Annotated in this window: 12 protein-coding genes and 2 pseudogenes; 10 read left to right on the forward strand and 4 right to left on the reverse strand. The window is 55.7% G+C overall.

Translation table 11 applies throughout. The annotated features are described in order from the left end of the window. Positions 1-538: HNH endonuclease family protein (locus V8352_RS20040; protein WP_336426051.1), on the forward strand; the 538-nt coding region annotated here is incomplete at its 5' end. A gap of 64 nt (positions 539-602) precedes the next feature. Here the strand turns inward: V8352_RS20040 and V8352_RS20045 are convergent. From V8352_RS20045 to V8352_RS20055, 3 genes and pseudogenes are all read right to left on the reverse strand, one after another. Further along, positions 603-980: pseudogene (locus V8352_RS20045) on the reverse strand (phage tail tube protein); the annotation flags it as partial. A 222-nt stretch (positions 981-1,202) separates the two neighbouring features. Further along, positions 1,203-1,409: a hypothetical protein gene (locus tag V8352_RS20050; protein WP_336426052.1), complete on the reverse strand. Its 207-nt coding sequence runs from the start codon at positions 1,407-1,409 to the stop codon at positions 1,203-1,205. A gap of 36 nt (positions 1,410-1,445) precedes the next feature. Further along, positions 1,446-1,802: an acyl-CoA transferase gene (locus V8352_RS20055; protein WP_336426053.1), complete on the reverse strand. Its 357-nt coding sequence runs from the start codon at positions 1,800-1,802 to the stop codon at positions 1,446-1,448. A gap of 106 nt (positions 1,803-1,908) precedes the next feature. Between V8352_RS20055 and V8352_RS20060 the strand changes: the two genes are divergently transcribed. The 7 genes and pseudogenes from V8352_RS20060 (at position 1,909) to V8352_RS20090 (ending at position 7,514) form a co-directional block, all read left to right on the forward strand. Further along, on the forward strand, positions 1,909-2,394 hold the full coding sequence (locus V8352_RS20060; RefSeq protein WP_336426054.1) for an MgtC/SapB family protein: 486 nt from the start codon (positions 1,909-1,911) through the stop codon (positions 2,392-2,394). Positions 2,395-2,790: 396 nt separating this feature from the next. Then, the gene (rpsU, locus tag V8352_RS20065; protein ID WP_093119624.1) at positions 2,791-2,994 is read left to right on the forward strand and encodes a 30S ribosomal protein S21; all 204 of its coding nucleotides are present in this window, start codon (positions 2,791-2,793) and stop codon (positions 2,992-2,994) included. Between the two features lie 442 nt (positions 2,995-3,436). Then, on the forward strand, positions 3,437-3,811 hold the full coding sequence (locus V8352_RS20070) for a M20/M25/M40 family metallo-hydrolase (protein ID WP_442971077.1): 375 nt from the start codon (positions 3,437-3,439) through the stop codon (positions 3,809-3,811). After that, positions 3,808-4,536: a M20/M25/M40 family metallo-hydrolase gene (locus V8352_RS20075; protein WP_336426056.1), complete on the forward strand. Its 729-nt coding sequence runs from the start codon at positions 3,808-3,810 to the stop codon at positions 4,534-4,536. The genes V8352_RS20070 and V8352_RS20075 overlap by 4 nt, the downstream gene beginning before the upstream one ends. Before the next feature lie 73 nt (positions 4,537-4,609). Further along, positions 4,610-4,732: a hypothetical protein gene (locus V8352_RS20080; protein WP_336426057.1), complete on the forward strand. Its 123-nt coding sequence runs from the start codon at positions 4,610-4,612 to the stop codon at positions 4,730-4,732. 39 nt (positions 4,733-4,771) lie between these two features. Continuing rightward, positions 4,772-4,927, forward strand: a pseudogene (locus V8352_RS20085) (IS110 family transposase); the annotation flags it as partial. 1,120 nt (positions 4,928-6,047) lie between these two features. Further along, the gene (locus V8352_RS20090) at positions 6,048-7,514 is read left to right on the forward strand and encodes a GGDEF domain-containing protein (RefSeq protein ID WP_336426058.1); all 1,467 of its coding nucleotides are present in this window, start codon (positions 6,048-6,050) and stop codon (positions 7,512-7,514) included. Between the two features lie 77 nt (positions 7,515-7,591). Here V8352_RS20090 and V8352_RS20095 read toward each other — a convergent pair whose 3' ends face one another. Further along, the gene (locus V8352_RS20095) at positions 7,592-9,271 is read right to left on the reverse strand and encodes a putative bifunctional diguanylate cyclase/phosphodiesterase (RefSeq protein WP_336426059.1); all 1,680 of its coding nucleotides are present in this window, start codon (positions 9,269-9,271) and stop codon (positions 7,592-7,594) included. Between the two features lie 850 nt (positions 9,272-10,121). Between V8352_RS20095 and V8352_RS20100 the strand changes: the two genes are divergently transcribed. Together V8352_RS20100 and V8352_RS20105 are read left to right on the forward strand one after the other, a co-directional pair. Beyond that, entirely contained in the window at positions 10,122-11,180 is a 1,059-nt protein-coding gene (locus V8352_RS20100; RefSeq protein WP_336426060.1) for a GGDEF domain-containing protein, read from the forward strand. 570 nt (positions 11,181-11,750) lie between these two features. Beyond that, the gene (locus V8352_RS20105; RefSeq protein WP_336426061.1) at positions 11,751-12,920 is read left to right on the forward strand and encodes a GGDEF domain-containing protein; all 1,170 of its coding nucleotides are present in this window, start codon (positions 11,751-11,753) and stop codon (positions 12,918-12,920) included. Positions 12,921-13,328: the final 408 nt, after the last annotated feature.

Here is a 13,328-nt window from a genome sequence, read left to right on the forward strand (position 1 = left end):
GCGATGGCTGAGGTCTCCGCGTCGGACGCGCCTACCGAAGGCACGAAATATGGGAGCGGCTCAAGCACCGGTGCGCCCGACTACCCACACGGAACGAGAAGGGACCAAACTTCGAGAAAGGGTTCCGTCCCCTACTGAGTTCAATGCGGGATTTGAGCAGATACTTTTCACCAAGTCAAACGCTTCACAACGCGCTTTGGTCAGATATATCCTTCAAAAAGTCTTTAGTTTCGAAGGTGTGGCTGCTATCGGGAATTCAAGTGATTTGACGATTGAGCACCTTCACCCTCAAGCCGAAATTGGCGGAGAGTTCACAGCAGGTATCGTCGGTCAGGTTGGCAATTTAATCTTAGTGGATCCAAAGACAAACGATAAATTGGGGATGAAACCCTACGCGGAAAAGAAGAAAATACTGTTAGACAAAGGGTATAAACTTCCTGTCGATTTTTTGGAGGCGGATGCCCTTTCTCCTGAGTTGATTAAAGGGAATACATTGCGGATTTCCGAGCTTGCGCGCACCCAAGTCTGGCGTGTTTAGCTCTCTTGGGCGCGCGCCTCCTCGATCGTGAAGCTGGCGCCGATTGCAAGGTTTGTGAAACGTCCGGCAAGCGCGTGATCGCCTGTTGCACCAGCACTTGATCCGAGAAGCGGACCTGAACCGACCCGGTAAGCGCTGCGATGGATGAATCCGCCCCGTCGATCTTGCCGTCTGCCCGGATCGTCTCGTTGCCGATTTTGGCGCCGTTGCGCATGATGGTTTCGTTGAAATGGCCAAAGCGCTTCAATGCGACATCGGCAGGCGTTCCGGCCGCTGTCGCCGCACCAACGGCTTCCCCCTGTGCCACGATGCTCGCCGTGGCCGTCAGAAGCCCCGAACGCGCCATCTGCCAACTGAGGCTGTCGACCATGCAGCCCGAATACAGCCTTGGAAACCGCCGACTGGTAGTCGTTCCATAGGTCATCTCGAACACAAGCGCCATCTGCGCGCGCGCCCCTTGGGCTCGTGCCATGGTAAAGTCCTCTGGTAATACCTAAATGAACCTCGCCGCTGCCCGGCACAGTGGCAGTTCGGAGTCTGCCTGCGACTGCGGCACTCAATATGAAGTCAAGATGAACCCGAGATGGTTAAAAAGAAAAACCGACTGCATCGTCAGTTCGAAGTATTTAGTCGGCGGGTTCCAGCGGCACGCCGGGTCATCGATTCACTCCTGTACGGGCGCCTTCGAAAGCTCCGGCTCCCGATTGCTTGCGCTCTCATCATTGGCAGTTTCTTGGCCATACTCCCGGTGTTCGGCCTTTGGATGCTGCCGCTCGGTTTGCTGCTGCTGGCCGTGGATGTTCCACGCCTCCAGCCAATTGTCTCCCGCGTGCTGATACGCACGCGCCGTCGTATCGACGTCTGGCGACATCGCGGCTCATCAAAGCGATGACGAGCCACTTGTCGGTCAGCTGAGCGGATCAGCAGTCTTATAGTGCAGCATCACCGGGATCACGGCCGCCTTCAGGCTGGCTGCGCCCTCGACCGGCAAATCGACCGGATGCGGCGCTTCGACCTCGCCCCACTCGCAAAGGTCGCTCAGCGTCCGTTCTGCTGCAAGCGCCGCACCGATTCTGGCGGTCAACGTGTCGAAGGCGGCGTCCCGGTCGGCGCTCTGCACGACCGCTTCGATCTCGGCACGGTGCTGGTAGTGATAGGCGAGTGGCGACAGCGTCACCTCCGGCTCACCGTCGCGCAGGATCAGGAGGCCGCCGATGGGCACGCGCTCAGGCAGCACGTCGCCGCGCAGGACGGCAGCGGGCATCAGCGCGGCTTCGGGCGTGGTCGCAATGCTGACAAACCGTCCACCAAAACAGGAACTCCCGCGCGGAAACCTGCGTTGACTAACGGAACTGTAAACAGAAAACCCCATGCATGAAGACCTCATCTCCGAACTGACCAGCAACTTTTCGGTCGTATCTTTCGGCGTGACGGCGCTCCGTCTGCTGGCGGCAACGGTTCTGGCGGGGGCAGTCGGGCTTGAGCGCGAATGGCAGTCCAAACCCGCTGGCCTGCGGACGCATATCCTCGTGGGAATTGCCGCTTGTCTTTTCGTCGTCATTGGGCAGGAACTGGCCGATATGCAATTCGGCGACCAGAACGAGCAGCGCGTCGATCCCTTTCGCCTGATCGAGGCGGTCACAGCGGGGGTCGCCTTCCTCTCTGCCGGGCTAATCTTCACCTCAGGCGGAGAAGTCCGCAACATCACCACCGGTGCCTCAATCTGGCTGGCCGGCGCGATTGGCGTGGCCTGCGGCGCGGGCGAAATCGCCTTGGCGGCGCTATCGGCGGTCATTGTCATCGCAGTATTGTCAGTCTTGGGGTGGATCGAACGGCGCGCCAAAGGCCACGATTGAGCCAACAGCACAAACCGTCACGCGTCGCGCCTTACGAGTAAATTATCGAATTTCTGCGCGTCGAAGGCGTCCAGATTACAGCATTTCCACTTATTCAGGATGTGTATCCAACTGCTTTGAAGAAGTTCAAGCACTCGACGGGGGTGAAGAGATCGCAGACGTCGCCGATGGCTGCGATGAGCTTGCGGCAGTGCGGCATTGCGAACAGCAGCTGACACATACATGAGGGCCGGAAGCAACTTCCTTACTACTACCCAAATCGGCAAAAACGGTGTACGTGTCGATACCCTCGAACCAACTTGCAATTGGTCGATCGTACAAGATAGGAAACTTTTACCAGTCGGCCAACTCCTGAATGCCGGTCCGACTCCAAATCAGAGAGGTGGTGTCTACCACATGCAGGTCAGTGTTCGCGACAACAATGTCGATCAGGCCCTCCGGGTACTTAAAAAGAAACTCCAAAAGGAAGGGGTTTTCCGCGAAATGAAGCTCAAGCAGCATTTCGAGAAACCGTCCGAGAAAAACGCGCGGCAGAAAGCTGAGGCGATCCGTCGTGCTCGCAAGCTGGCACGCAAGAAGTTAGAGCGCGAAGCTGGATGAAATTCCATCCTTACGTCTGAGAGAACAGAACTTCCGATGCCCAATCGCATCGGAGGTTTCAGTCCTAAGAAAATATTGTTTTCAGGTGTGCAGCCGCGTCATTGAAGTCAGCTGAACCTCAATGAAGCCAAGATATGCTGCACGAAGTACCAATGACTGCAATGTGAAAGCTGCTTCGCGGCGTTGGGAAGTCAAGCGAACGGCAGCTCAGGGCCGAGCAAGTCATGTCCATGAGCCCACTTCAATTAAAAACGCGGTCAGTTTTTCCAATGTTTAAGATTTTCGCCAAATAGTTCATGAAGTAACATGCTTCTATTCGGACAACCCTGCCAAGCGAGACTTGCCAATGATTGACCCTGCGCAGCTGACTGCCGAACTCGTGCGCATTCCAAGCTGTGATCCTCCGGGGGGTGAACTGGCTGTCGCGCAGGCTGTTGCGAGGATGCTACGACAGATCGGGATTTCGACAGAACTCGACGAATTTCTGCCCGGCCGCGCCAATTTCATCGGACGGATACCTGGGCGCGGGGAAAAGCCTGCGCTGGTGATGTCGGCCCATCTCGATACTGTGCCGGTCCGAGAGATGCCGTGGTCATTTGACCCGTTCGCTGGCGATATTGTTTACGATCGGATCAGGGGCCGAGGTGCTTCTGACATGAAATCGGCAGTTGCGGCTTTTGTCGCGGCAGCGGATCGCCTGAATCGTCGGCAGGCACCGCTTGCCGGCGATGTGATCCTGGCTTTCACAGCCGGTGAAAGCGCGAACTGCCTGGGTGCGCGACATCTNGTCGGCAGGCACCGCTTGCCGGCGATGTGATCCTGGCTTTCACAGCCGGTGAAAGCGCGAACTGCCTGGGTGCGCGACATCTTGTGAAACAAGACTTCCAGAAGGAAATCGGCGCCTTTCTGTGCGGTGAACCTTCGACATTGGACCTGATCGTGGTCGAGAAGGCCATTCTTTGGCTCGAAGCCGAAGCGCGGGGCGAGATAGGCCATGTCTCGGGCGTGCGCGGTGTGAATGCTATAGATGTGATGGCGGATGCAATCATTGCTCTAAGGGGCTTGTCGCTGAACCTGCCCAGCCACTCGCTGCTTTCGCCGCCCTCGGTCGCGGTGGGGCGCATCTCGGGCGGCAGCGCCGTGAACGTGACACCCGACCGCTGCACGGCCGAAATTGACGTACGCTTTGGGCCGGGTATCGACCCTGCTGACGTGATCGCTCAGATCGCGTCAGTGCTTCCGCCACGAATGAGCTTGCGCACGACTGACTTCAAGGCGGCGGTCGAGGAACGCCCTGACAGTCCTTTCATTGAGACTTGTTCAGACGCTGTGTTGGCGTGTACCGGCCGAGTGCCAGCGGTCAAGGGCGTGTCCTACTACAGTGATGGCGCGATCCTCTTGGACGGCCTGGATGTCCCATTTGCCATTCTTGGGCCAGGCGATCTTGGGATGAGCGGTCAGACGAATGAGACTGCGAGCGCCGATGCCATCCGTGCCTGCACCGACATCTATGTGAAGATCGCTGAGGAATGGCTGGCATGAGACCCCTGATTGGCAATTCGCCAATGGGGACGCGCCAGCAGACGCGTCTGGGGAGGCCAAGTACCGGATCCAGATGAACTCTGTTGACGCGATCCGTGCCGTGGGCAGTTGCCCGATCATGCTGCCTTGGCAGCTGGACGATGGGGTGAGTTGGTCGATGAACTGGCCCCCATTTCGACCGGACACCTTGGCCTGACCAAGGAGGCTTAAGGATAGCCTTAAACGTGCTTATGTTCTCTTCCTTCACTGCGCCAGGGATTTGACCGTTCGACAACGAACTCAACTAAGCAACATGTTGCGGGGTCTGCTGGGTGAATTCGGTATCGTGATCGCGCGAGGCGTCGGCAGCGCGATCATGTTCGCAAAGAGTGTGCTGGATGGCGACAAGCCAGGCTTGACTGATCATCTGATCCATAAAGCGGAAAGGTTGCCCCGGAGCGCTTGATGCGCAACCGGGGCTAAGTTGAGGTAGGTTGGTATGATAGTGCGGATTTTATGCTGTGGTTTATTATCGCCCGCAAGCACAACTTTTAGAGGAGCTAATCTAAGTCTCTTCCGTTCAGGATTGCGAAAGTTCCTTGAGGCAGTTTGATTAAAGCTTGACCCGGGAACCACGGCGCCCTTTCGTTTTCCACAGAGGCATGCCAAGTCACTTCCTTCCATTCGCCCATGTTCAGCCATAGTCACAGGGGATACAGCTCCAGTACACTGAGAAGAGGCTGCCAAGTGACTGACAAGCACCTGAACAAGAAAAAGGATACCGAAAGCTCGCATAGGGCAGATCTGAAACACATGCGATGCTGGTATCCCGAGACGATCGAGCCGGAAGATGTCGGTCGATCCGACCCACCTTCAAAGCCTTCCTCACTCAGTGCCACCCTGCGCCGGTGGCTGGGAAGATGAGCTTGGCCCTCGAATAAGAAAGACCGCGGAGCGCAATAACGCATCCGGGGCCAAGTTCAGGGTAGGTCGTATTGGTCACATCATTAACCTGCAGCAAGTGTTTTCCAATCACAAGGGTAGCATTTGGCCGGGGAATAATGTGCGCTACCCCCGTTAAATAATTGATTTATAAACGGAAATTACAGGTCTTTGGACAGGGCCTGTCTTTCCCGATCCACTGGCTTCCACCGACGCTGAGCTTCCTTCAAGGAAGCCTCACGGGCATGGGCCGGGCGCTGACCCAGTTCAAATTGCCAGAGCGCAGGTCGTCCGTGTCTGCGGCCTTGTCAACATGCGCGGCAAGCCGCTGTCTTCAGCACACCTCAGGCACTGGATTGAGACGCAGATGGATCGAGCCAACCTCGCGCACATACGACTTCCTTGCTTAAGGAAAAGCCAACCGGCAAAGTGCTTACCGGATCGGGCGGTGTTGACAAACGTCCTGCTTCATCCTTGAAAGCGGGCTAAACAAACAGACAGGCCATGCAGGCAGGTATGTAATTACCAAGAGCGCAAGTATACGTTGAGTCTTCAAAAATTTTCATAAAGTTCCAACAAGGGGCACGCAGATGCGGGAAGAGGCAGTGCGCTCCCCTAATGACGCAGGCGAGGGTCATGACGACACTGCGGCAATACACCAAGAGAGAAGCTGGCGCTGGTGGCCGGGCTTGTGCCTGGCGCTGGCCGTCCTATACGTCGTCCTCCCCTATGGTCGCCTGACGGCTGTTATCTACGTAGTTGCCACCGCCGTTGCAGCTGCGGCAATCGCAACCGCGTGCCGCAAGCAGCGACGGCTCTACCGGCCGGTCGCTTGGTGGCTGGTTGCGGGGGCGTTGACTCTGACCACCATCGGCCACGGCATCTGGTACTGGCTCGACCTGCTCGGATTGGAGCCGTTTCCATCAACCGCCGATATTTTCTACTTGGCCGCTTACCCACTCTTCATGGCTGCGCTCTGGCTCCTGGGCTGCCGGACCGATCGCGACGACGGTGCTCTGAGCGACGCCCTCATTGTCGGCACGTCGGCGACCGTCTTGGGCTGGGCACTGTTGATTTCGCCCTACATGCAAGATCCGAGCCTCAGCATGAGCCAGTTGATCGTCTCAGCGGCCTATCCCATTGCCGACCTGATTCTGATCCCATTGGTCCTGCGTCTCATCTTCCTGCAACAGACCCGCATCCTCGCCCATCTTTTTCTGCTGGCCGGCATGCTGGCTTATCTGGCGGCAGATCTTCTTTACGCCCATGGCAATCTGGTCGGCTGGTACGCGCCGGGTGGTTTCACGGATTGGCTTTGGCTGTTGGCCTATGCCCTTGTCGCGGCGGCGGCGTGGCATCCCTCTGCCGCGCTGGAGCCCTTCATTCATGCCTCCAATGCCGAGCTGTCGCGGCGCCGCCTCTTCCTCCTCAGTGTCGCTTCCGTTCTGGTCCCGGCGATAATTCTACTGACGGCGGGGTGGGATACGAAACTCGTGCGGGTCGGTGCCATTGCTGCGATCGTATTGCTCCTGCTCGTGATGCACCGCATGGATGGACTCTTGAGGGACGCCCAACGCCAGTCGGAGGAGTTGGCGAGGCTCGCACGGCTCGATCCCCTGACCGGTGCGGTTAACCGCCGTCAGCTGAGCGATGACCTTGGCCGTGAAATGGCCCGCGCCGAACGTACTGGAGCCCCCTTGGGTCTCGCTTTTTTCGACCTCGACCATTTCAAAAAATTCAACGACACGTACGGTCACTCAGCCGGCGACACTCTTTTGCAGGAGTTGGTCATCGCTTGGCAGAAGGACTTGCGCCCGTCTGACGTGCTCGCTCGCTTCGGCGGGGAGGAATTCCTCGTCGTGCTTCCCGACACTGACATGGAGACAGGCGGTCAGGTGATAGAACGCCTCCGCAGCAGAGTGCCGCATAATCAAACCTGCTCTGCAGGCTTCGCGACCTTTCAACCAGGCGAGGACGCCGACGCTTTCATCCATCGCGCAGATGAGGCGCTCTACGCCGCAAAAGACGCCGGTCGCAACCGCTTGGTCGAGGCCTGACGGCGCAGCGTACATCCTTTACACTCAATCTGCTGGGCGACGTTCTGTCCACCGGGAGGCGTTAAAGCAACTGCCGCTTACCCGCCAATTGGCGCTGGGCGTTGCAGCGCGAACCCCTGCCCATAGTCGACTCCGATATTACGAAGCTGTGGAATCAGCTCGGTTACCTCAACGGATTCAGCTATCGTCTGCATATTCATGATATGTGCAACTTTGACCACAGCCTCAACAATGGCTGCACCTGTAGGTTTGGTCAGGATGCCTTTGATGAACTCGCCGTCGATCTTGACGAACTGAACCGGCATATCCTGAAGATAAGCGAAGGATGACAACCCGCTGCCGAAATCGTCCAGAGCAAAGCGAATCCCAACGCCTATCAATTTGTTCATGGTCTCGCAGACACCTCGAACATTCGAAATGGCAGCAGTCTCCGTCACTTCGAAGCAAATCAGGGAAGGAGATACCTCCGGGTTGGCAGTGAGCTGTCCTTCAACAAAGGAAGCAAACCCCGGAGAGGCCAGCGTTATCCCTGAAACGTTGACGAAGTAGCAAGCACTATCGCAACCCTCCAGACCGAGTTTCTGAAGGTGGGCGAACACTTTGCCGATGATATGATGATCGAGCCGCTCCACCGCGCCATAGCGTTCCGCCGCCGGGATGAAGGCACCGGGAAAGATTAGACTTCCATCTTGGCCACGGATACGGGCGAGGACCTCAAAGAATTTGGGTTCCTTTTGTTCGCCCGGGTGCAAGGAGAATATTTGCTGAGCGTGCAAAACGACCTGGTCTTTTTCAATAGCCTCCGCCAAGAGCGTCGTTCCATCCATGTCGCGCCGCCGCAGGCTGATCTCCTCATCAGTGGACGAACTGACCTGAGCGCGATTGCGTCCCTTCTCCTTGGCCAAATAACAGGCAGAGTCAGCCAACCCCAGAGCCTCCTTGGGTGTTGCCTCATCTCTCTGGCCACAGATAGCGATGCCCACACTGAGCGACGTGCTGTAGTGCCTGCCGCAGGCAACCGGATGGAGATCCTGAACAGTTGCTCTCAAGCGATGGGCAACGTTCAAGGCGGCGTCCGTATCGCAATCAGGAATGATCATTGCAAATTCGTCTCCTCCAATTCTTGCCAGGAGGTGATCATCCTCAACGTGCGCCCGCAGTGCGTCCGCTACCTGAAGCAAGACGGCATCCCCGGCTGAATGACCATATCGGTCATTGATGATCTTGAAATGATCTATGTCGAGATAAAGGATGGCGTGCGGTCCGCTGCCATCGAGGGCCTCCAAGCGATTGGTGAACTCGCGCCTGTTATAAAGCCCGGTCAACGGATCATGAGCGGCCTGATAGGCCAGCTTCTGGGCCAATTCGTGTGCCTCGGTGACATCATGGCCTTGAGCAAAGATGCCCGTTATTTGCTCATCATGGTCTCGCAAGGGCTGATATGTCAGATCAATGTAGCGCTGCTCCAGTTCGCCGCTTGGAATGCGCTGGAGCTGTATAGGTATAGCTCGACCAACGAAAGGTTCTCCGGTCCGATAGACACGGTCGAGTTTGTCGAGGAAGCCTTGCCAAATGACTTCTGGCAGCACATCTGCAAGGACACCACCGATTATGGAACGGTGACCGATAAGCTGGTAATATGCGTCATTTGCCAGCGCAAAGACGTGCCGCTCGCCTTGGAGCACACACATGAAACCGGGTGCCGCACGGAAGAGCCGATGAAGGCGCTCCATTTCCTCTGGAATTAAATCTGGCACGATGCTCTCCGTTTCTTGTGGACCAGTTGAGGCATTAAACCGCGCCAAGTTTGCTCTGCTCAGAGCCTCCATTGCATTTTTTCGACCATGCAGAGTGCATATACCTTGGCAGCCCTCGGGGTCGACAGGTTTTTTGCTACCTTTCCGTCGTACGCCGCTTCGGCGCAGGACTTGCAAGTCCTGTTTGTTGGCAAAGTGCGCTCTGTCACCATTTTGGCTTATACATGCAGTTCACTCGGACGCTCCACCCACTCGATGCTACTCAGTGTTGGTTGTCGCTCAGAACTGACCCAGCAGCAGTCAGATTTGCCACTGAGAATTGGCCCATCCCAACTACCAGTTTTAGTATCGTCTGCAAGCCGTGTGCTGAAAAATGGAGAGTAAAGTCCGCTCTGCCGAACTTCGACCAAGCAAAATGCTTTGCAGTGCATGAAAGCCTCATAGTCCTCACCAGCCGGCCTTCAACTGCGTGATGTCTTGGCGGACCGGCCCTTGCCATTCGAGCCCCACAGCGCCTCCAGCACTACAGAAAAATCGCCGGCGGACAGCCATCGTGAACCTGTCCATATGGTTAGTGAAGAAGCGACCAACCTATCCATTTGGCCAGTTCCCATTGGCAGTCAAACGTGACTAAATTGCGTCGCTGGAGATCGACTGAAAGCCCGTCCCGTTGGTTTGCTCATCCTCGTCCTAAAAAGTCGACGTTAATGAAGAGCGCATTTACAATGGCCCCTAAGTTTTTAGGGAAGCGAAAATTGGTATAATTGCGGACAACAATGATTAAATTTTTTCGAGTTAATATTCAATGATGTTTCAATACCTCATATCAACGCTGAACTTGGCTGGGTTGATGGCACTGATAGCCGTTGCCTTTTATGGTGCCTTCAAATTGGCCTCTCGAAGCCTCGTTCAACAAATAGTTTTTGGCGTGATACTTGGAGCAGGTGCTGTATTTGTTTCCCTTCAACCAATTATGAACGTCAACGGGATCCAGAACGATACACGCAACCTTTTTGTTGGTATTGCCGCTGCAATTTTTGGCCCATTAGCTGGCGCAATCACTTTTCTCATTGCTGCCACCACCAGATACTATGAGGCAGCCCCATCAGCCAACGTATGCATATTTTCGCTTTTTGTCGCTGGATGTGCTGGACTGGTCTGGAGGTATTACACGCGAAATGTAGAGCGCAAGCGTGAAGTACACTTCATCATGTTAGGCTTGACCATCAGCCTTTCCTACGTTTCGACCTTCTTACTGCCTCGTGAACATTGGCAGGGGATCTTTATGACAGCAGTTCCAATTTTAGTTATAACAAATATCATAGGCGCAATGGTTCTGGGTGGTTTACTGGAGGGTCACCACCGCCAAAAGGAACGAGAGAGAAAATTACTCGATCAAGCTTCATTTGATCCATTGACTGGTGCGATGAATCGTCGAGCTTTTGAGAAGAAATATGAGGCTTCAGTTTTGTCTCAGACATCCTCGGGTATGGCGTTGATTATAGTTGACTTGGATCACTTTAAAAATGTCAACGATACCTATGGGCATTCCATTGGCGACAGAGTTTTAAATGGCGTTTCTAACATCCTTCAACGTAGCATTCGTGACGGTGATCTGTCCGCCCGTTTTGGTGGAGACGAGTTTGTCCTGTTTTTGCCTGATATACGCGCCGGTGATGTAACCACGATTGTTGATCGAATCCAAAATTCCGTTGCCAAGCTTGGGAGGGAAGAATTTGATTTGGATTTGGATTTAACAGTAAGTATTGGTGTATGCTGGAGCCAAAAGTCGCAAAAATTTGAATCTGCATTCGAGGTCGCGGATCAATCTCTATATCAAGCCAAAGCTGATGGTAAAAACCAGTCAGTGTCCAATGGTACTCTGGCTCTTCGGGCCTTGCCGACTTGAATTTACTGGCACGCCACTTCGGATTAGCTTCCGTAATTGACCCCGAAAATGGGAGCGGCAGCTTTGTCCTGTACTGCTGTCATCCGCTCATTGATAATCCTGCGAGATGCACGAACGGCAGGAATGCGAAAGCTGCACTGCGGCGCGGCAAGATCCCGTGAATGTCTCCTGAGGGCCGTGAGTGACTGGCTTCGGCTGCCGACAGGAGGGGCGGATTGCGGACTTTCTCGCACGTGCAAAGGCCCGATATGCGCAAGTCAAGAGCGGACACTGAACAATTGACCTTAGCCACACTTCGCCAGTTTTCATCTGCGTAATGAAAGCTGCAACTAAGAAACTTAGCGCGTTCGCTCACTAACGTTTCAGTCGACTATACCGTAATTGACCGCCCAAACTTGGACTGCGCACAACATCCGGTGGTCGGCAGACTGGCCAAAAGGACAGCTACTGCAAACCGGCTTAATCTACGACAAATGCGCAAATTCGTTTCAATCACACTTCAATATAGGTCGCGACCGCCAATTGCTCAGCTTGGCGACCAGGTCCACCACGCAAAAGGTTCAATAAATCATGACGCTGGACATGCAGACGGCGATCTTCATGGGTGCCTTCGTTCTTATTTCTGCTGGCGCGGTCCTGCTGATGTATTGGATGATGCACCGGCGAGAATGGTCAGCGTTTGCGTTTGCCGGGGCCATGTTCACGGAAGGCGCAGGCGTGATGCTTCTTGCCAGTTACCAAACATACGGGGGAAATGTGTGGCTGCCGGCGACCTTGCTCTTCACGGCCTCGTTGGCACTCTCATGGGCCGGTACTCAGTTGCTGACCAAGCAGCGGGTTGGCTGGACGACGGTCGCCGTAGCTGTTGCTGGCATAGCCGTCCCGCAACTTTTCACGATCCTTCCTGTTGGCTTGCCGACGCGTGCGACGGGAACGCTCGTGTTTTCCGTGGTCTACTGTGTGATGGCCTTTACAGTCGCCAGGTCGCGCGAAGACGGAGTTTGGGTCCGAGCGGCCCTTGCGACCGTCTTTTTGGTTCGAGCCACTGCCTTATTCTTCCACGGGTTGCTGATCGGGCCAGACGAGGATGCCAACCTTTTCATCGTGGGTCTGCTGCATCTCGCAACGCCGTTCAGCGCTGTCGCAATAGCGATTTTCCTCATCCAGATGATTGAGCTGCGCCGCGTTCGTCATTTCAAGCACGCAGCGGAGACCGACTCACTCACAGGCGCATCAGGTCGATGGACGTTCCTCAAGAATGCGGAGCGTCAGTTTGCGCGCAGTAGCAAGGGAGGAGACCCCCTCGCGTTTCTTGCGCTCGACCTCGATCATTTCAAGCGCGTCAATGACGACTACGGTCATGCGTATGGCGACGAGGTTCTGCGCGTTTTCAGCAGATCAGTGCGCGGCAGGCTGAGGCCTGGCGATCTGTTCGGGCGGATCGGCGGCGAGGAGTTCGCGATCCTTCTGCCCGGCTGCGATGAATTGGCCGCAGTCGCCATCGCGCAAAGGATAGGCCAACAGTTCGATCAGGATGGCGAGGTCGTCGACGGCAAGAACGTTCAGGCGAAGGTCTCCATCGGTGTCGCCGTCGGACCGGCGCCAACACTGGCAGGGCTGATGTCCGATGCCGACCGAGCCCTATACCGTGCAAAGGCGCAAGGACGAAACCGAACGGTTGCATGGAGTGCTGGCGAGCGCGAAGCGATGATTGATGACGATGGCGTTCAGATGTCTTGATCCGTCGACGCCCGGAAGTTTCTCGGCATCCCACACTGTCCTGATCTTGGAGGGCGCCAACTGCGAAAACGTGTTCCAATAAAAGTGCTGCGCCGACATCTTGCTCTACAAGTGCCATCGCATTGTTGAAGGGATAACGTGTCAAAAGGCCGTTTTTTTCGAGGCTGGCTGACGCTTTAATTCGCTGAACGAAGAAACAGCCCCTTTGGTGATTTAACGCGAAGGCTAAGCTCTCGGCGCGAGCGGCAGCTCAGGGCCGACCGTGTTCCTCGACACAAGTGGCCGTTTGGCGAAGATATCAGGTCCCTTCTCGTTCCGTGTGGGTAGTCGGGCGCACCGGTGCTTGAGCCGCTCCCATATTTCGTGCCTTCGGTAGGCGCGTCCGACGCGGAGACCTCAGCCATCGCA

It is taken from the genome of Roseovarius sp. D0-M9 (assembly GCF_037083805.1).
In the GTDB taxonomy this organism is placed as follows: domain Bacteria; phylum Pseudomonadota; class Alphaproteobacteria; order Rhodobacterales; family Rhodobacteraceae; genus Roseovarius.